22 protein-coding genes and 1 tRNA gene are annotated in these 20248 nt (G+C 36.6%); 6 read left to right on the forward strand and 17 right to left on the reverse strand.

From position 1 onward, the window contains the following. Positions 1-146 precede the first annotated feature (146 nt). The gene (locus BMX40_RS13150) at positions 147-1178 is read left to right on the forward strand and encodes a hypothetical protein (RefSeq protein WP_090870669.1); all 1032 of its coding nucleotides are present in this window, start codon (positions 147-149) and stop codon (positions 1176-1178) included. Positions 1179-1222: 44 nt separating this feature from the next. Here BMX40_RS13150 and BMX40_RS13155 read toward each other — a convergent pair whose 3' ends face one another. The 7 genes from BMX40_RS13155 to BMX40_RS13185 all read right to left on the reverse strand — a co-directional run bounded on the left by BMX40_RS13155 (position 1223) and on the right by BMX40_RS13185 (position 5808). Then, on the reverse strand, positions 1223-1384 hold the full coding sequence (locus tag BMX40_RS13155) for a YjcZ family sporulation protein (protein WP_090870671.1): 162 nt from the start codon (positions 1382-1384) through the stop codon (positions 1223-1225). 46 nt (positions 1385-1430) lie between these two features. After that, positions 1431-1526: a YjcZ family sporulation protein gene (locus BMX40_RS13160; protein WP_090870672.1), complete on the reverse strand. Its 96-nt coding sequence runs from the start codon at positions 1524-1526 to the stop codon at positions 1431-1433. A gap of 149 nt (positions 1527-1675) precedes the next feature. After that, positions 1676-2875: a DUF4317 domain-containing protein gene (locus BMX40_RS13165; protein ID WP_090870674.1), complete on the reverse strand. Its 1200-nt coding sequence runs from the start codon at positions 2873-2875 to the stop codon at positions 1676-1678. A gap of 186 nt (positions 2876-3061) precedes the next feature. Further along, the gene (locus tag BMX40_RS13170) at positions 3062-4318 is read right to left on the reverse strand and encodes a mechanosensitive ion channel family protein (RefSeq protein WP_090870676.1); all 1257 of its coding nucleotides are present in this window, start codon (positions 4316-4318) and stop codon (positions 3062-3064) included. 269 nt (positions 4319-4587) lie between these two features. Continuing rightward, entirely contained in the window at positions 4588-5391 is an 804-nt protein-coding gene (locus BMX40_RS13175; protein ID WP_090870677.1) for a VLRF1 family aeRF1-type release factor, read from the reverse strand. Positions 5392-5572: 181 nt separating this feature from the next. Beyond that, a tRNA-Cys gene (locus BMX40_RS13180) sits at positions 5573-5644 on the reverse strand. 65 nt (positions 5645-5709) lie between these two features. Beyond that, positions 5710-5808, reverse strand: coding sequence for a YjcZ family sporulation protein (locus BMX40_RS13185; protein ID WP_090870679.1), 99 nt, complete (start codon positions 5806-5808; stop codon positions 5710-5712). 243 nt (positions 5809-6051) lie between these two features. On the opposite strand from BMX40_RS13185, the gene BMX40_RS13190 reads away from it, so the two are divergent. Beyond that, positions 6052-6444, forward strand: coding sequence for a YkvA family protein (locus BMX40_RS13190; RefSeq protein ID WP_090870681.1), 393 nt, complete (start codon positions 6052-6054; stop codon positions 6442-6444). A gap of 169 nt (positions 6445-6613) precedes the next feature. Beyond that, on the forward strand, positions 6614-6841 hold the full coding sequence (locus tag BMX40_RS13195; RefSeq protein WP_090870683.1) for a hypothetical protein: 228 nt from the start codon (positions 6614-6616) through the stop codon (positions 6839-6841). 259 nt (positions 6842-7100) lie between these two features. Here BMX40_RS13195 and BMX40_RS13200 read toward each other — a convergent pair whose 3' ends face one another. The 9 genes from BMX40_RS13200 to BMX40_RS13225 form a co-directional block, all read right to left on the reverse strand. Beyond that, positions 7101-7421, reverse strand: a complete 321-nt coding sequence (locus tag BMX40_RS13200) for a hypothetical protein (RefSeq protein ID WP_090870685.1) — start codon at positions 7419-7421, stop codon at positions 7101-7103. Positions 7422-7468: 47 nt separating this feature from the next. Beyond that, complete coding sequence (locus BMX40_RS13205) at positions 7469-8107, reverse strand: ABC-2 transporter permease (RefSeq protein WP_090870687.1); 639 nt, start codon at positions 8105-8107, stop codon at positions 7469-7471. A gap of 1 nt (position 8108) precedes the next feature. Continuing rightward, positions 8109-8963: an ABC transporter ATP-binding protein gene (locus BMX40_RS13210; RefSeq protein WP_090870689.1), complete on the reverse strand. Its 855-nt coding sequence runs from the start codon at positions 8961-8963 to the stop codon at positions 8109-8111. Positions 8964-9078: 115 nt separating this feature from the next. Next, positions 9079-9189: a class III lanthipeptide gene (locus tag BMX40_RS20540; RefSeq protein ID WP_211753626.1), complete on the reverse strand. Its 111-nt coding sequence runs from the start codon at positions 9187-9189 to the stop codon at positions 9079-9081. A gap of 40 nt (positions 9190-9229) precedes the next feature. Then, the gene (locus BMX40_RS20545; protein ID WP_211753626.1) at positions 9230-9340 is read right to left on the reverse strand and encodes a class III lanthipeptide; all 111 of its coding nucleotides are present in this window, start codon (positions 9338-9340) and stop codon (positions 9230-9232) included. A gap of 119 nt (positions 9341-9459) precedes the next feature. Further along, the gene (locus BMX40_RS20340; RefSeq protein WP_170840791.1) at positions 9460-9600 is read right to left on the reverse strand and encodes a class III lanthipeptide; all 141 of its coding nucleotides are present in this window, start codon (positions 9598-9600) and stop codon (positions 9460-9462) included. A gap of 13 nt (positions 9601-9613) precedes the next feature. Continuing rightward, entirely contained in the window at positions 9614-12223 is a 2610-nt protein-coding gene (lanKC, locus tag BMX40_RS13215) for a class III lanthionine synthetase LanKC (RefSeq protein ID WP_090870691.1), read from the reverse strand. Positions 12224-12249: 26 nt separating this feature from the next. Then, on the reverse strand, positions 12250-14052 hold the full coding sequence (locus BMX40_RS13220) for an ABC transporter ATP-binding protein (protein WP_090870693.1): 1803 nt from the start codon (positions 14050-14052) through the stop codon (positions 12250-12252). A gap of 472 nt (positions 14053-14524) precedes the next feature. Beyond that, the gene (locus BMX40_RS13225) at positions 14525-15373 is read right to left on the reverse strand and encodes a patatin-like phospholipase family protein (protein ID WP_090870694.1); all 849 of its coding nucleotides are present in this window, start codon (positions 15371-15373) and stop codon (positions 14525-14527) included. A gap of 184 nt (positions 15374-15557) precedes the next feature. Between BMX40_RS13225 and BMX40_RS20795 the strand changes: the two genes are divergently transcribed. Then, positions 15558-16730, forward strand: a complete 1173-nt coding sequence (locus BMX40_RS20795; protein ID WP_090870696.1) for a HEAT repeat domain-containing protein — start codon at positions 15558-15560, stop codon at positions 16728-16730. A gap of 73 nt (positions 16731-16803) precedes the next feature. Here the strand turns inward: BMX40_RS20795 and BMX40_RS13235 are convergent, their stop codons facing one another. Next, positions 16804-17118, reverse strand: a complete 315-nt coding sequence (locus tag BMX40_RS13235; RefSeq protein WP_090870698.1) for a hypothetical protein — start codon at positions 17116-17118, stop codon at positions 16804-16806. 345 nt (positions 17119-17463) lie between these two features. Here BMX40_RS13235 and BMX40_RS13240 point away from each other — a divergent pair, with 345 nt between their 5' ends. Next, positions 17464-18828: a S8 family peptidase gene (locus BMX40_RS13240; RefSeq protein WP_090870700.1), complete on the forward strand. Its 1365-nt coding sequence runs from the start codon at positions 17464-17466 to the stop codon at positions 18826-18828. A gap of 212 nt (positions 18829-19040) precedes the next feature. Continuing rightward, complete coding sequence (locus BMX40_RS13245) at positions 19041-20231, forward strand: DUF438 domain-containing protein (protein ID WP_170840792.1); 1191 nt, start codon at positions 19041-19043, stop codon at positions 20229-20231. The last annotated feature ends 17 nt before the right edge of the window (positions 20232-20248 follow it).

Here is a 20248-nt window from a genome sequence, read left to right on the forward strand (position 1 = left end):
ATAATTTTCTAAATACATTAATTTCTGCGAAAATAGTACTTTTAACCCATTTCCAACTTTTGCCTAAACAGGAAGAAAGTTTGATGTATGCTAATGAAATAACGATTAATATGGAAAGTGATTGATAAAAAGGAGTGATAAGCAATATGGTGACGAGAAAGCGCTTATTTTTACCGTTTGTCCTCGTGTGTCTGGTATTATGGGTAACAGCCTGTAATGACGCGAATGAGACGGTTGAAGAAGCGAAAGATACAGAACAGGAATCAAACACAGAAGAAAAGAATGACACTTCAGCTGAAGAAGGCGAAAATGATGAAGAAAGTGACGTAGCTTTTGAAGAAGTAGGAACAGCATCTGGTCCCGAAGATCAAGGGGAAATGGAGGTATGGATTGAAGGGAATGTGTCCATAAATGGTCGAGATATTACCATAGACGGAAAAACCAATCTCTTACCAGAGTCGCGAATTGCTCTTAGTATTTCACCTATTGACGGGATTTTAATTGGCGGAGGTTCACAAGCATTCGTTGAGGAGAACGGTAATTTTATCTTTGAAGAAAGTTTACCGGAAGACATGGAAGGACCCGCAACCCTTGAATTAGTCTTCGAACCTGAAGAACAAGATGATGAGATTACCGAGCATTACAGTAATGGACTTGCAGGTGATTTCATTCGATTGGATCCAGATTCTGAAGAAGAGTCCAAAATTCTCTCTTTTAAAGAGCATTTCTATGTAGATGATCAAGAACAAACCATTGAAATGAAAGCCCCTACTTGGGATATCCCAAGTGACAGTGGGGATCCGAACATAAGACTAGATCCTAGCGTTAAAAGGAAGGACGATTATCTAATCGTGGATTTAGAAAGTAATTTCATTGAAAATACAGATGTAAAAGCTAGCCTTGATATCCCGAACTACCAAACAACCGGCTACGCTCATATTGTCAATGTCAATCCAGATGGATCAGCAACTTTCTATATTAAAAATCCTGAAAATGATAGTAGAATATCAAACTTATCGGAATATGAAATTGTCATAAGCTACTCCTCCCCATATAGTACACAGCCTGTTTTAGATGCTTACGGAGAAAATGGTGAGAAGTTAAAAGGAGAACACGTGAAAGAACGCGGTGATTCAAAAGAAATCGAGCAAAGACTATTGATTAAGGTTGATGAATAAAAGAAGCAGAGGGACGGTTCCTCTGCTTCCCTCTGCTTCCTATTTTATACTAAAGCTGCACCAACAATGATGAGAAGGATAAATAGTACGACGATTAATGCAAAGCCGTTTCCTGTACCAAATCCTGCTCCATGACCATATACTGGTGCGCCATAACCGTACCCACAGTTAACTCCAGCCTCATAAGGTGTAAAATTGAATCCCATTATAACAACACTCCTTATAATAGTATTTTCATTTATACCCTAGAATTTAATAACCAAAGCCAGCTGAACCGACAATGATTAACAAGATGAATAAAACGACAATTAGCGCGAAACCTCCACCAAATCCTACTGCTTCACTCATAATTTACTACACCTCCTTAGGCATTACACAATTAACCTATGTCAAAAAACAAAGAGATGTAATGGACACACACCCAGTTTTACAAAATTCTTGACCGGGACAGGGGGACAGGTTTGCCGTCCCAGGGACAACAATCTGTTGCCCCACTGCTATTCTTCTTCTTTCTTTGCCTTCTGAAATAATGCTTCCGGAATCATTTCAAAGCCTTCGATCACTGTATTTTCTTCCACTTCAATCATCAGGCTTAGCTTTCCATCAAAATGAATTTGGCGGACAAATCGTAAATCCTGGGGACTGATTTTAATGTCTGCTACTTTTGTCTTTATTTTGATCGATTTTGAATTATATTTCGGTATGATACTACTAGCCTTAAATTCATATTTATCATCATCAATCACCGTCTTAAACGCATCTTCTACCTTATCTGAATCAACATCTGCTACGCCACTGCTTTTGAGAACTTTTTCTACATCCTTGTAGTCTAGTTTCGGCACATCCTCTTCTTCATTCTCTTCACTTTCTTCGATGGTACGGTGGATCTCATCATACACATTCGAAAGTGTGGATGTATTAATTTGGTCCCCCGTAACCTTCTTCACGATTTCCTCAAAAACTACCTTATCATCTGCAGCAGTCATCGTCTCCTCCGCATTTAAAACTTCCTCAATGAAATGATAATCTAGTTCATAGGCTTTCTTAGCTGAATAAAGAACATGGTTTACATCAGCAGCATTATCCGTAAAGCACGGGAATAAAAATCCTGACTTCGGAGCTTTCAAGTTAATGATTGGATCTACCACAATATTGTACTTGAACTCTTTTTCAACGTAGTCAAACAGCAACTCCTTCTTCGGATCTTGTGTTGTATTCATACTACATAGAATAAATGGATTGGAAAAAACCGTATCTCGTCCACTTTCTTCCGCTTCTTCATTGCTGCGTTTCATTGGTTTCATATATTCTCCCTTAATAAAGGTCACAACAACATCCATTTCATACTGTTTATCCTTCAACATTTTTTCAACCAGTCGAAGCATATATTCATTCCATTCTTCGGTATCATTACTTAATAAACCTTGATGTAGAATGAGCTGGCTACTATCCTCTACATCTCGCTGAAACTTGAGTTCAAATAATTTTTCATCCAATTGACCAGATAACACTTTCTTAAAATTGGCCATAAACAGCTCTTTCTGTTCATCTTCTAGCAAATCAAACGGAGCACTTTGATAATGGTAAATTTCACTCGACTCTTTCATAATATATACATTAAAGATTTCATGAATCTTTAATAAATCATTGTTTATTTTAAATTGTTTCCGTATATTTGCGATATCTTTTTTGTTCAATGCTTTTCCACCCCTAAGCTGGTTATCAGTATATTCTCTGTACACATTCTTTCATTTTATCATAATCTAAGATACCTTGACTTAAGGCAGACGTTTCATCCGTAACAAAATATTATTTTCCCCTAGAAAAAAACACCCACCAACCGTTAGAAACAACGATTAGCAGATGTTGATCGTTTCTTTCTATTAATGTTCGACTTCTCTTGTACTCCATTCTTCTACGCTCTGTCTCAAATCATAACCAGATGGACTTTGGTAAACTCGCAATCCAAACTCAGGTGCAATAGCAAAAAGATGATCGAAAATATCCGATTGAATCGCTTCGTATTGAATCCACCTAATATCATTAATAAAGGCATATATTTCCAATGGAACCCCATGTTCCGTTGGCGCTAACTGCCGCACCATCAACGTTAAATCTTGCCTAATTCCAGGATGATGCTCCACATAATTACGAACGTAAGCCCGGAAAACGCCTATGTTTGTCAGTGCCCTTCCATTCACCGGATTGGTTCGACTGATCTCATTTTTCATATTGTACGCTTCAATCTCACGTTCTCGATTAACTACATAATCGGTTAAGTAATGAATCCCTTTAAATTTTGCTATCATTTCCTCCGTACAAAATGAAATACTTGTTGTATCGATATAGATAAATCGCTTCATCCGACGTCCACCTGACCGTTCCATTCCTCTCCAGTTTTTAAAGGAATCCGATATTAATGCATAGCTCGGAACCGTCGTGATTGTCTTGTCCCAGTTTTGTACCTTAATCGTATTTAATGAGATATCAATAATATCCCCATCCGCGCCATATTTAGGCATTTCAATCCAATCACCCACACGAACCATATCATTTGCGGACAATTGAATTCCTGCAACCAGTCCTAAGATGGAATCCCGAAACACAAGCATAATGACAGCCGAAAGGGCTCCAAATCCGCTTAGAAAAATCATCGGACTTTTGCCCATCATGTTCGCAATAACCAAAATGATCCCAAGCGTAAATAATATTATTTTAACAACTTGAAGGTATCCTTTTATCGGTCTAATTTTGGATACCTCGTACGTTTGATAAATGTCGTGAAGCGCATCTAATAAACTATTAATCACCATTAAACCAACGATCGTTAAATAGATGATCGATCCTTTTTCAATTATCGTTTCATAATTAGAGAAGGTTGAAGCAAAATGATAGATGATAATTACTGGCACAACATGAGATAACTTATGGAACACCTTCCTTTCCAAAAGCATATTATCCCACTTGTATTTACTCGTTGTTACCATGTGATTGATCATCCGGATAACAACCTTCTTCGTAATAAAATTTGCCAAAAAACAAATCAATGCGATGAATAAAATCATGATCAACACAGAAAGGTAAGTTGCTAAGGTCGTATTTACACCGTAATCTACTAGCCATTTATTAATATAGTCCATTATTCTCCTCCATATATCAGCTACAATCCATACAGAATATGCGTGCCATTTGAAAAATATGAAGGGAGCGCTTCGAATAGAATCTGGGTAGGAATAGTAATAGCAGTTTCTCTCGTTCTATGAAGACTGCTGATTGCCACTATAGACAGGACGCATTGTATACATATACGAAAACATCAACTCTTCAATAGAAAAATCCGAACGAATTCTGATGAAAGAATTGGTTCGGATCTCCCTAGTACTTTAACTCTTGTTCCCATCATCTCCCTTTAAGCTAGGACCACATCAAAGACTTTCTGCTCTTCATGATCGAGCATATTTTTATTTACAATATCTGTCACATATTTATTCATATTCTTCATCAAGTCTTTCGCTTCCTCTTTATCACCCACCAGATAAATCGAATCCCACCGCTTGTCCTTGGCAAGCTTATCTAATTTCGATGCAATTGTTTTATACCAACGATATCGATTCGCTTCAAACCGTTGCTGGAACTCGTCTGGTTTCATATCACTTCCACCTAATCCTACTGATGCCTGCACATTCTGAGGACCGGTGTGCTCCTTCCAATCTTCTGTATCCAAATCTAACTCAAATAGTTTGGTATCTTTTAAACTTCCTAGCTCTGAATCGATAACTTTAATCGCTTCTTTTTGTGTCAAAATGATACCGGTTTTTGGAAACTTTTGATACATTTCTTTTAATTGATCTACTTTTGCGGTTTCTTCCCAATAAAATTTCGTTTCCACCGGCATCTGAAACCGTTCCGCAAACCAAATTTCTTCATTAGGAGTAGCAAATACGACGATGCTTTTTGAGAGATTTAGCTCGTTATCATGCACATACTGTTGGACTTTTTCTTTGATCTTTTTAAAATTCTTTTGTTCCTCCACATCTCCATCCGCTTTTAAGTAATTTTCAAAACGATTGAGACCGTTTTTTAGGTGAATTTTCCATTCTCCACCCTGCTGTTCTGGATCAGCTGGATCCGTATTTAAGTACATCGAAAACACACGGTGAGGTTTTTCTAGATACACACTTTCTAGCTTTTCCATTACCTTTTTCATGTCCATAAACAGGCTCCACTCCTTTAATAAAATCTATCACTCTATTAATCAATAACCTAAAATCGATTTAATTAAACATAGAATAATACAAAATTCTACAAGAACTAGCATCCGATTTACAGAAGTGGACAACATCCAAAAAAAAATCCCAACCAACATGGATTAGGACTTTCGAATTGTTATGTAGAGGCGGTAACCGGATTCGAACCGGTGATGGAGGTTTTGCAGACCTCTGCCTTGGCCACTTGGCTATACCGCCATTTTTTATCAAAGGGGTTCCGGAGCTAGCATACACTCCCGGAATCCCCATATTTAAAGATTATATTAAACGCCATAGCCTCCGACATAGGAAGTTCCTACAATGATAAGAAGGATGAACAACACTACGATTAAAGCAAATCCTCCGCCTAAATGTTCACTCATCAAAAATTCCTCCTTTTAAATGCTACATTAATACCCTATGTCTGAACAACTAAATGGGAAGGGCTATTGCCCAACTTTGGAATATCTGTACTAGCAATGAATCTGGTAAATCCAGCAACCATCGATCAAACAAAAAGGGATACCATCTTCTACGTTCCTTGTATCGCCCTTTCGCATATTTTAATTATAATCGCATGACCCAACGTTAATACTACCAATAGTACAGTAAATAAGGGGAAAACAATGAAGAAAATAAAAGATTGGGCAAAAAACTTAAAACGACAAATTTATGTTCTTTACTTCGCTTATAAACATGATAATGTACCATGGTATGCGAAGGTTTTTGCAGCTTGTATCGTAGCATATGCTTTCAGTCCGATTGATTTGATTCCTGATTTTATACCGGTTCTTGGATACCTAGATGAGGTAATTATCCTACCTTTAGGAATTATGATCGCACTAAAAATGATCCCAAAAGAGACATTGGCAGAATGTGAAAAGAAAGCGAGTTATGAATTAGAACATAGGAAACCGAAAAATTGGATTATGGGAACCGTGATCATTACCTTATGGAGCATTATTTTCCTATGGGGTACAATACAGGGATATCAACTCCTCCAAGATAAAGCACGATAAAGAGGAGTGTGAGATGAACGAACGAAACCGACATTTACTGGCAGTTATATCCGAGGTCAATTAAGCTCCTATGGACATGCATTAGACAAAATTCATGTTATATCGATTGATTCTCCAACATAAGATGACGTTGTAGGAGTTCAAATATAAATAGGGTGGTGTCAAGTGCATGAAAGGTCTTTATAAAGGACTAATAGGTGCGGTAATTGGCGGTGCTACAGCTGGTTTCTGGTTAATGATGGACCTCGTCCTTCCCGAACCAATCGGAGACTACTTATTATTTGGAATGATGGGAATCGTAAACGCAATTATAGGATGGCAAGTCGCACGAGTCGTAGGAAAACGGGAAGAAGCAGTGAAGCAGAGGGACGGTTCTTTTGCTTCCTCTAGCTCGTAAATGGTGGGCAGCGGGGAAGCGTGGGGACGGTTCTTCTGCTTCCTTCCACTTAACCCCTATTTCGAAAGTAATAAGAGGAGGCAATTCACAACGAAAGTTCTATCCTACCTTGAGTTAAATGTAGAGATTTGGTCGAGAAGGATCGTGTAGGTATTCATAACTGATGTCCCCAAAATGTACAAAACTGGTAAAGTTTGTACGCCCATGGGGACAATTTTTTATGAGAGTATTTAAGTACCCACTCATTTTTTCCATAAATTCATTCAGTTTTGCCATTTCCCCTGATCCTAATCATGAAGTACAAGGTAATGATTGTATCAATTAGTAATACAATTCCCCAAATTACTAGAAGGGAGTTTAACGGTTGACTATCGTAAATTTGAACCCCTTCTTTTAGAGAAGTAAAATCTGATACAAACCACTCACCTATATCATTTAGACCAAAGATACTCCAACTAAAACGATTGTCAAAAATGAAGAAAACGAGCTGTAGTATAGCAAATATCAAAAGATGAATATACCAATTACGTCTTTTTTTCTCTGCCATTACATGAATATTCTTTTTCCTAGTTTTGTCCATTCGTCCATCTCCCTCATCCAATTGAATTAATCTAGCAGAGAAATCTATTAATAATCCTTTTTCCTATAAATGATATAAGAAATAGCGTAGGATATAATAAAAAAAATGATAGCAACAGAAAAAAAACTGATAGAGAAAATTTCGTCAAAACCGTCCACTTTTCCCATGATCCATGTCAACATTGCAAATACAATACCAAACATCCCCAATGAAAAGCCGATACTACATATCTGAATAAAATCTGACTTCTCTGTTCCTAATAAATAGGTTAAGGGATACGTTAAAGCGGCAATACATAAAATCAATCCCATCCCACGTAACAAATAGTTCACATAAACTTGCGTGAAAGTTATCGTCATAAAAGCATCAGCAAGTAAAAATATTACAGTTGTGATGAATAAGCCTAATAAAAATAACAGGATAAATATTACGTATTTACTTAGAAGGATTTTATGTCTATGTAAAGGTAAAGTGAGCTCATATCTATTCCAACCAGATCTACTATCCTGTTTTAACACTTCAAACGCATGTACAGGGATTAAGGCAAACGGTATAAAAGCTGCTAATCTTAGTGCTAACGAATGCTGAGACAAGATCATGAAAGTAACGATAACTACGGTTAATAATATTGAAGACTTTATGCTTTTTTCCACCGAGTAGAAATTATTTAGAATTAGCCCTTTCATCCTATTCCCCTTTCACTAATAATTTTGTGATGTCGTCAATAGAAAATGGCTTCTTTAGAGTGAGTGGTTTAGGCAAATTTTTTTTATCAGAGACTAGGACTTCCACATGATCATCTTGCATTTTATAGGCAACTTTACTATTTACATCTATTTCCTGAAATGTCTTTTGATTACATTGAACAATTGCATAATTGTGAAGTAATTCATCCTTATCTACTTCTAATTCGATCATTCCATTTTTAATGAAAATAAGTTTATCAGCAACCTTTTCTATATCTGACGTAATGTGAGAAGATAGTAGGATAGAGCGTTTCTTATCTTTTACGAAATGTTTAAACACATCCAATATTTCCTCCCGAGCGATCGGATCTAATCCTGATGTCGCTTCATCTAACAGTAATAATTTTGCATCATGAGAGAGAGCAACCGCTAGCGAAAGTTTCATGGACATTCCTCTTGAAAATCCTTCTATTTCTTGATCTTTTGGTAGAGAAAAATGGTTAACATATGTAAAAAATGTTTTCTCATCCCATTGACGGTAAATATTAGCCAAAACTTTCGAAAGTTTATTAATGGTTAACTTACCCGAGAAATTCATGAGATCAAAGATAACTCCAATATCTTCCTTTACAGCAACTTGCTGTGCATGTATCATTTCTCCAAATACTTTTATATCTCCATCATCTTTTCTGCGTGTACCTAAAATGGTTCCCATCGTTGTTGATTTACCTGCACCATTTTCACCGATAAAACCGACAATAGAGCCGTATGGAACCGAAAATGATATATCCTTTAAAGCGAAATTAGAATTTGGATACAACTTTTTTAGGTTTTGAACCTCCAAAATATGCTCCATTACATTACGAATCTCCTTTGTTGTTACCAGGAAAAGAATATGCAGTATTCCTTTCCTGGTTATTAATCTTCATGTATAAAAATCTATGTTACTATGAATGTATAAATTCTAGTTGTTAACAATGGTTGCTTACTGTCGATAGGAAAATCGTTACCGTCCAAGTCCAACCTTGTGTCCCCACTTCACCTTCTTCAGGCATCTTTTGTAGTTCTAGTACATCGTTCATTTTATTCGCCTCCTTTCAAATTTCCAGGGTATCGACCAAATTAGCAGTGGTTGCTTACTGTCGATAGGAAGATTGTAACTGTCCAAGTCCAACCTTGTGTTCCTACTTCGCCTTCTTCAGGCATCTTTTGTAGTTCTAATACGTCGTTCATTTTATTCACCCCCTTTCAAGTTTCAATACCATCCAATTACAGACTACGAAGTTAATAACTGATTATTCAGTTATTTTTCAACGCGTCATCTCTCCAAATTTTGACCAACCTCTAACAAATTAATGTACTCGATCACAATTATTACTTACTGTTGACCAAAATGTTGTTAAGATTGCTGAGACCGTTGTTATGGTTGGCCCTACTTGTGGTTGAACTTCATTGTCTTCGGGGATTTGTTGTAATTCTAAAACTTCTTTCATGTTCTCACCTCCTTTAAGTGTTCCCTATTGGTTCTCTTGCAAAGCCTAGGGTCCTTGTTATAAAATCATTACTATTGATAATTGGTAACCAAAATAACGGGTTTAAATCTACTATTCCTTTTAGTGCTAAAAGGATTCCAGAGCTTCCAGAATATACATCATCCGACAACCGGTAGCAAAAATTCCCTGGAAACAATATTTGATCCTCTTTTCGAATTAAGAATAAATCTAAGCGATTCATGGATTGTTTGATACTCTTTTCAAGCTTTTCAGGTTGCTCTTTCATTAAAGCTGATAACAACAAGAAACCGCCTGCTCCATCAAATAATCCTCCACTAAACGTGCAACGAAGTTCATTTAAGTTAATAATTTGTTTTAGTTGTTCGTGATATAAATTTTGATTACTCACTTCATTTAAATACCATATAGCTATACCGATCCCGATTGTCCCACCAGATAAATATGGTAATAAGCGTCTTCGGTCATCAAATGTCTGTAAAATATTTGTATCCTCATCCGTTTGCGTGTTTGCTAAATCTTTTTCTATCAATTCTTTAGACATTTCATAGTAGTCTTTGTTATTGGTGATGGCATACATAGCCGAATAGAACAGAGAGGCACCAGACCAACCATCCATTATTCCAATCGGAACTGCTGCCCAATCGGTTACTGTTAATTGCTGATTATTACGAATCAACGTCTTGATATGACTTGCAATGAATTCCGCTTTTTCTAAATAGATTTGGTTGTCTTCCTCTAAATATAAACTAATGACAGCTAGTCCAATACCAGACAATCCAGAACGTAAAGAGATGTCTTCATGATTCAGATTGTCCAAAAACTCGTCAAATAACGTTAGCGAGTCTTCTTTATATCCTAGTTCATATAATGTTGCTGCTATACCAGCTTTTCCTGTAAAAAGCCCTTGCTCATTGGTATACATCTGTTCGATTAAATTATTTTCAACCCAATCCTTTGCTTCTTTAGGCAGATTTCCAGTACGATGAAGCGCTAATACAGCCCCCGTTCCCCCCGTCAGGACATTCCATTTTCCATTAGACATTTCATGCTGCCTGATGTCACCATGTATCAAACCACTATCTGGAACGATATTATTGATCATCCCTTTTCGAAGCTGTTCAATGATTACGTTTATTTCTTCCGTTTTATCCTCCTTAAATTGCCTCATTAAAGGAAAATTTTTCTCATTCGTTACTGGCAAGTATTGATCACATAAATTCTCAATTTCTTTCACATACAAGTAGACATCTTCACCAAATTCTCGTGAAATCCATTGATTTTGATAAGAAATCACGCTTTCATCAATATTATTGATCGCTCCAATTGGTAACACACAATATCGCAAAATTTTCTTCACCGCGTACCAATCCCGCTCTTGGTGGCTTTCATTTTTCATATTGGCAAAGCCTATCGTTTGCATTGCTGCTTTTACTTTACTATCTTTCGGGGCTGCAGATTCAAAATCAATCAGTTTGATACATAAATCAGGGGTGATTATTATATTCGAAGGCTGTAGATCACCCATCCCTATTTTTTTACGATGCATTTGCGAAACCGTATCAATTAATTGATTCATAATTTTTTTTACATCAGTAATATATGTCTCTTTATCGTTGCCATTATGGAATGGGTATTTCATCGCAATCCACTTTTGTAAATCAAACCCATCTACATACTCTTCAACTAAAAATGAATGCTTCCATGATTGAAAATAGTCGATAACATCTACTACCCCTTCTACTTCATCTAGTTCAGCTAAAGCATTATATTCTATTTCCAACCTTTCAATCGCATCTTTGTCATTACCATCCAATCCTACTTTTGGTCTAGCTTCTCTGATAACCACCTTTCTTTTATCTAATTTTCTTTCAGCGAAATAGATTCCTCCACCATTAGAAAACCGGAGGACACGTTGGAAGTCATATTTACCCAGTTTATTTTTCCCTTCCTTATCTTCCGTTACCTGGTTCCTAGAATCTAACAGTTGATCAAAGTCTTTAACAAATTCCGGTGCCTGATAGAATGGCTTACGATGATCAGGAATTAAGTGGCCAGCCTCATCTCTAATGCAGAGTTCGCCCTTTTCATTGTATATACTATTAAAGGCGCCGTAGCGATAATATATATTACTATTTTTCCAGCATTTATCACTTAAAATATATGGCCCGTTTTCGTAATCCTTCAATTTTTCATATAGCACATCTAGCAATTCTAAAAATTCATTATCAGTCGCTGGATAGATCGTTATAAATTTCCCCGAGCTTATTCGATTTCCGTTTTTAGAATTAACACTATGTAAGGTTTTCCGATCGAGAAGGTGTTTAAAAGGTATTTCACGTTCAAACAATACGCCACTGACCACCTCTAAAATATCTTTGGCATTCGCCATCGTTGCACTGATATGAATCTTCCAGCCTTGTTCCTTTATCTTTTTGTCTTCATACCCATAAAATTTCCAAGGAGATCCATCCTCATTTACAACTCTACAGTTCGTTGGGAACCCATCCACTATATACTCGCCTGTATCTTTAGATGGATTTCTTTTAACATAATAATTGGAGTCGTCTCTTAAATAGTTAAAATATAGATGATTCTTGTCCATACACATAATCCTTTCTTATACAAGATTTATTGAATTTGTAATTGTTTTGTCTCCTCCGAATCAGTCTGCTCTTGATTTGATTCCAATTGTTGTTTACAAAACTTACGATATAATTCATGTGTTTCCCTTAGTTCATCATGTTTACCTTGACCCGTTATTTTTCCATCCTCCATAAAAATAATGTGATCCGAATTCATCACGGTAGACAACCTGTGAGCAATAACAATGGCTGTTCGATTCTTGGTAATTTTTTGCATGGCTGCATGAACTTCTTTCTCTGATTGGCTGTCCAGGTTAGCAGTAGCCTCGTCCAATAAAATGATTTTTGGATCCTTCAGAAACATTCTTGCAATAGCAATTCGTTGTCTTTGTCCACCAGATAAATTTAAACCGCGTTCCCCAATGTCTGTGTCTAATCCATTTGGTAGTTTTCTTACAAACTCCCAAGCATAAGCCATCTTACAAGCTTTAACTATCTTCTTTTCACTTGGCGGATCACCTTCTAACCCGAATATAATGTTTTCTCGTATTGTCCCACTTACAAGGGTATGCTCCTGGGAGACATACCCAATTTGTGATCGCCAAGACGATAACGAAAAGCTTTCAATATTCTCACCACCCATGTATATAGCACCATTTGTTGGTTGATAAAACCTTTCTAATAATGCGATCAGTGTTGTTTTTCCACTGCCACTTGGACCAACTAATGCATACGTCTCTCCACCCGCAATTTTTAGATTTATGTCTTGCAAGGAAAACGTAAGATCCTCTTGCGTACTATAATGGAAAGATATATTTTTCAGCTCGATGTCTTGGTCATTAACATGTAAGAATTTACCTTCACTTAAATTTTCCTCATCCTCATTAAGTAATTGGGAAATCCTCTCTGTTGCTCCTTTCGTTTTTTGTAATTGCGTAAAAAAGGTACCAAAATTGGAAATAGGTGGTATGACATAAAAAATCAGGGTTAAGAATGCGATAAAAGTTCCTGGAGATAAATCTCCCCTTGCAAGCTTAATACCACCGTATCCGACTATCGTAATAATCATAAGCATCATGATTAAGTTAAGGATTGGATTTACCAACGCCATCCAAGTCGCTTGCTTCATTCCGATATCCTTTAGATTTTTAATATTTTCCATTCCTTTTTTGATTTGAGCATTTTCTGCAGTGAAAGATTTAACTAATTTAATTTCAGAAATCATTTCAAAAGCATTCACATTTAGTCTTGCTGTTGACCGTTGTAACCTCTTGGAAAGCTTCGCTAGTACTCTACCTAATGGAACAAAAAATAGTAAAAATAACGGAATAGCAATCAAAATAACTAAAGCTAATTGCCAATCATAATAAAATAACCAAAAGCTACAAAATAGTATCGTTAATATAGCGTTTACAAATTGGGAGAATGAATGACTAACCAAATTAAATATCACAGTTGTATCATTCACTACTCTGCTTGCTATATCTCCAGACTTATTTTTATCGTAAAAATTAGCTGGTAACTTCACAATTTTAGACCACGTTATACCTCTCAGATTGGCAACAACGTTTAATCCAACGACATTCAGTAAATAACTTGCTATTGCACTTGTTAATGTCCCAAAGATAAAGAATGCACCTAATAGGAGTAGTATATTTCCATTCAAATTACCCGAAGTAGAAAATGAATCAATAAATGTCTTTACGAAATTGGGTATAAACGTTGTAGCTATTGCACTTGCAGAACTAATGATACAAGCAATGATAAACAGCCCAACTTTAGGTTTCGTTTTACTAATCAGCTCAAAAAACTCTTTCCATCTATAATGGTTGCTTTCTTTTTTGAACATTTCTTCACCTTTTCTTATATAATTGTCTTTGTAATGATTGATCCACTATGTTGGTATTTATTTGTTAGTTTTCAATGGTGGTAAAAAATTACTTTCTGGAGTAGTTCGTAGGCAGTGATGTTTTCTATGAACATCTAGGAAAATCTAGGAGATTAAATCTAAAGAAGACTTGCATAAAAATGTATTTTCTTAACTTAATTAAAGACTAGCATACTATTTTCCCATTTGGTATTGGGAAAATTCATGCGTTTTTCCTAGAAAATTATAGGTAAATAGCCCTTCATTTGACAAAAAACGATCAAGTCAGCGGAAAGTCATAAAACAAATAACATTTTCCTACAAGAAGCGGGACGAAGCGTGGGGACGGTTCTTCTGCTTCCTTCTACATATTAATTTTTAACTAGGCTAAAGGGAACAATTCTCATACAAAAAGGGGCTTGATAATCTATTTGACTATCAGCCCCTCTTTATTTTAAGTTAAATACTCCCTCAATGGATCGGCAACTTTTTTTACATCTTCCATTCCCTGCTGATACAGTGCAGTGAGTTTTTCCTTATCTCTTTCAATGCGTCCTACCTCTAATTTTTCGGTCGGATTAATAACAAATATATTGCCCTTCTTCTCTTCCTCAAAAATATAATCAAGTGTCTCATTATAAACAACATGACGTTTTTCCATTGCTTTTATTAAGCCTGGATAATCTTTATATTTCTTGCGGAAATACCAGCTGAAAGATTGCGGCTTTTTATTATACCCTCTATTTCTTGTTAAAATAACGACATTTTTTCGATTTCCATCTTTTTCCGATTGTTTAATGGGAATTGGGTCTGATATGCCTCCATCCATCAATAACCGATTATCAAATTCTACTACTGGTGCGACCAATGGTAATGAACTCGATGCACGAATAACCGTTAATATGTCTTGCTTGTAATCCTCTCTTTTATAAAAAAGTGCTTCCCCTGTCATACAATCCGTTACCCCAACAACAAACTCTTCTTGAGCTTGATGAAATGCATCGAAATCATAAGGTTCTAACTCATTTGGTAACTTGTCGAATAAAAAGTCCATTCCAAACAGCTGCCTTTTTTTAATGAAATTCCGAAATGACAAATAATCGGGATGGTCAATATAATCTATGTTTACCGCTCGATTTCGATCCATTTGACGAGAAATATAAGAAGATCCATTACATGCACCCGCAGACACACCGATAACATAGGGCAAGTAAATCCCCTGCTCCATCAAATACCGAATAACTCCCGCCGTATAAACGCCCCTACTTCCTCCGCCTTCTAGTACTAGTCCTGTATTTTCCATAAGATCTCCCTTTTAATTATAGTAATTACTATTATAAAACGTAATAGAAAAAAAACAAAGGGACGGTTCTCGTGCTTCCTTCTCATCAGGAAGGAAGCACGAGAACCGTCCCACTGTTTGCTCCACTGTTTGCTCATCTCAGTGATTGAATAGTATCATTATGTTATGAAGGAGGTTACATTTTATGACTAATTCATTTTTAGCTACGGTTGAGCGTTATATCTTAAGCGACGATAAATTTCTGCGGGATTTTGCCCTACGAACACTTAATAATTCTCATTTGGGTACAGAGCAAACTTTTCTCTATGCCTTAAAAGCAATGGACAAACTTGAACCTCATCCAATGACAAATTCTATTATACCTAGAACAAAACACATGCCTGTTACAGAAAATGTGTTAAAAGAGGTAATCGTCCGCCTAAATAAGAAAGACAATAACTTACACTGGTATTCGATGATTCTCTCGCGTTGCGATACCGATCTAATTGTAAAGTATCAAAGTGAACTATCTCCATTCGTCAATAATGAAGCTCTTGAAACAATTGTAAGCCTATATTCGATGGATACAGAACAGTTATTCATAGAAGTCGGATCTATTATGAATACGTTAGAAGAGGATGAATTTAACCAACACCTTTACAATTTCGGAAAGAGAATATTTAAAGAACTGATCCATCGCGGGGAATATGACGAATCAAATATTTGGGAGATTGAAGCAGCATTAAAGGAAGAATGGGACAAGAATTTTTTATCCTATAATAGCATCTATAATGTTTACCTTGCTGGTGAAATTAACGCAACTTCTTTAATCCCTCAACTTACCGAATTACTTTCACGGGTAAACGAAGACATTTTATTAAAAGAAGTTACGGAAACTCTAATTAAAATTGGTTCAACAGAAGTATTTCCATTCATTGAAAAATATATTACGAATCAAGATACTTCTATTTTAGCAATTGATATATTAGAAAATATTAAACATCCTATTGCCGAAGAGATGCTACTACGATACTTTGATCAGTCAGACAATAAAAATCTTAAAGCACTACTAGCTGAAGCATTATGTCACCAACTATCATCAAAAGCTATTCCAAAGGTCGCCGCACTTATCGAGAGAGGCTATGATGAGACATTACCTAATCTAACAGAGCCAATCTATGCGAATTGTGTTATAAATGGGATCTATCACCCAAAACTAGAAGATTGGAAAAAAGAACTCTACGAAAAAGAAGCTCACTGGGAAGCAAGACAGAAAGAAATTGCAATACAAGATGCAAAACGCGTAAAACTCGGCCGAAACGACCCATGCCCATGCGGAAGCGGAAAGAAATTCAAAAAGTGTTGTGGAAAAACATAGGGAAAAAAATAGGGACGGTTCTAGTGCTTCCTTCCACATCAGGAAGGAAGCACTAGAACCGTCCCACTGTTTGCTACAGTTTAATATTTCTTTCCATTTTCATTTTATCTTTTCGGTAACACCACATTATTTGTCTTGCCTTTAACACATCATTTTTGCGCACTTTAATATAAACAGGACTTCTCTTGTACCCAAATACAAAGAAATTTTCCCACCTGTAAGGAATCTGATATTTGATTGGAATATTATTGTTCTTTAAAACCCAATAGTATTCATTAGCTTCATCTAACGTTGATTCATCACCACTATAAATCGTTACATTTTCATTACTGTCTCGAAACCGCCACATTAATGTGAGCGCAACAATAATTAATAGTATTTCAATCATGCTATATTCCCTCTTTGTCTTTATTTGCTTGATAGGGCTAACTATTTTCCCTATGTATGAAACGAACTTCCTATCATACACGCTTAGAAACAGTCTATCCATTTAAGCAATCGACTAAAACAACAGCTTTATTCCTTCTGTGTATCAGCTTCAAATGTGCATCCCATTATAATTACAGCTTCTCTACTCGGTTCTCTCATCAGGAAGGAAGCACGAGAACCGTCCCACTGTTTGCCCACCACTGTTTGCCCATCTTCTTCCTTCGTAGACCTCTATCCGTTTCGGTTCCTTCAGTAGGATCATAGAATTCTAGTAAACCTATGATTCAATTTAGGAGGAATTTTTATGTCGGAATTTTCAACGGTTCAGTTGATTCAACGTTATTCGAATAAGCTAGATCGAAAGCTAAGACAGGAATTATTGGAGTTATACCATCCTTCAACTTCAAAACCTAGTATCGCACGCTCTCTCATTGAAAAATCACTGAATAGATACAAAAAGTTTTCTGTCATTGCTGAATTCAATGATGCAAGCTGCTATGTAGAAGGGGTGAAAGAAGCACAATCTATTGTAAAGAAGCATTCAAGATGTAAGATGAAGCATGATTATCCATCCATTAATAGCTGTTGTATGGAGCTGTCCCCCAATGCAATTGGAAACCTACTCGATACTTGTCCCCATACCAAAAAACTTCATATTGACCATGAGGTAAAAGCACTACTAGATGTTGCAACCCCCTCTATTAATGCACTACAAGTAACCGATTCTGATATTAATATTACTGGTAGAAATACAACCATTGCGATCATTGACACCGGCATTTATCCGCATGAGGATTTGAAGGATCATTCCGGTACAACTAGCAAAGATAGAATAATTGCATTTGAAGATTTGGTTAATCACCGTAAGGGTCCCTATGATGACAACGGACATGGGACACATTGCGCTGGTGATGCAGCTGGAAACGGCTTTTCACTAAACGGAAAGTTTGCCAGTCCCGCCCCTGATGCCAATTTAGTAGGTGTAAAAGTTTTAAATCGAATCGGGTCTGGCTCGCTTTCTACTGTTACAGCAGGAGTTCAATGGTGCATCGATTACAATAACAATCCAAATAACACGAATAAAATTGATATTATTTCCATGTCACTTGGAGCGCCAAGTACGGATGAAGAAACTCCACTCGAAAAAATCGTCAGGGAAGCATGGAATAAACATGGGATAGTTATGTGTGTTGCAGCAGGTAATGAAGGACCAGATGCTGGAACAATTACTAGCCCAGGCACCGTACAAGAGGTAATTACAGTTGGAGCCATCGACGATAAAAATACAGTTGTAAGAAGAGATGACGAAATTGCTGACTTTTCCAGTCGTAATACAGATAACAGTCCTATAAAACCTGACGTAGTAGCACCAGGTACAAACATCGTTTCCTTGCGATCACCCTACTCTTATTTAGAAATACTACAAAAAAACAACCGTATTGGAAGCAACTATATAACGTTATCAGGAACTTCCATGGCTACCCCAATATGCGCAGGTGCCTGCGCACAAATTATTGAATACACAAGACGCCGTGGTATGGAGCTAACCCCAGATGAATTAAAACAAATATTAGTAGCTGGCGCTAGCTTGCGAGAGGAATGGGAAAATGATAGAAAAACATACGGAAATGGATATATCAATATACAAGAAACCATAAGCTTGATTTGAAGCATGGGAAGCATGGGGACGGTTCTTTTGCTTCCTTGGTAAGGAAGGAAAAGAACCGTCCCACTGTTTGCCCAATGTGATTTATATCATATTGTTCATGTTGTGTATGAATTATAATGGCAATAAGACGAGGCTTAGGCTGGGAAAATGGTAGGAAGTCCCGCTGGATAAAAATCACACTGAGGTGAAAAATGGTGCAAGCACATTTAGATATGAGACGAATCAATAGGATAAAAGATATATTACTTCAATTACAAAATGGAGATTCCGTACAAAACGTCCAAGAGGATTTTGATCAGCATGTTAACAACATGAACACGAAGGATATTTTGCTGATTTTGCAAGAAATTAAAAATAGTGACAATGGTATCACCATGAAGGAGATCAAGGATTTTTTTGACATCTATCATTCTCTATACGGTCATTCGATTCAAGACATTCATGTTCCAAATTCACAACATCCTGGACATCCGCTTCAAATTTTCAACGAGGAAAACCAAATGTTTGAATCCATATTAACCAGACTAAATATCCTCATTAAGGCTATTGAAAACGATCCACAACACCCAATAGAGCAATTACAAGATAAAATGAACCAACTAGGGAAATTTTACAGTCATTACAATCGGAAAGAGAAACTCTTTTTCCCGCTACTTGAGCGTCATCGCATTTATTCCCTTTCACGAACAATGTGGGCAGATGATGATCGCATCCGAACCTTGTATAAAGGTGCTAAAAGAATGATGGAAAAAATGCCAGAAATTGATTTCCAGTACATCAAGCAAGCATACAATGACCTGGAAAGTGCATGTAGAGACATGATCTTACAAGAAGAACTTTTCCTATTGCCGATCGCAACGTCCATTTTTAAGGAAGCTGACTGGGTTGCCATTGCAAAGGAAAGTAAAGCATTTGGTTATGCAGTCAATGATCCAGAGGCAGACTGGTTTCCCGAAGACATGGAAAAAGAAACCGAAACACCTAATACCGAACATTTACGATTTGGTGGGGGTTACTTAACCGTAAAAGAAGCCAATCACATTCTGAACAATTTACCGTTAGAAATAACATTCGTCGATAAAAATGGCATTTTTAAATATTTCAATGAAATAGTAGAATCATCCGAAATGATGTTCATCCGCACACCAGCTTCGATCGGAAGGAATGTAGCAATGTGCCACCCTCCTAAAAGTTTGAAAAAAGTCATGCAGCTCATTCATGACTTGCAGGCGAAGAAACGCTCATCCGAAACAATGTGGTTCAAAAAGAAAGATCAATACGTTCATGTAACGTATAAAGGTCTGTTCGATGATAATGGAGCGTACTTAGGTATTTTGGAATATGTTCAAGATATTCAGCCATTTCTTGACTTGCCACGCGAGGTAAAAAAAGAACTAAAATAATAAATGAAAGAATAGGT

Origin of the sequence: Oceanobacillus limi (genome assembly GCF_900111445.1) — a bacterium.
GTDB classification, from domain to species: domain Bacteria; phylum Bacillota; class Bacilli; order Bacillales; family Amphibacillaceae; genus Ornithinibacillus; species Ornithinibacillus limi.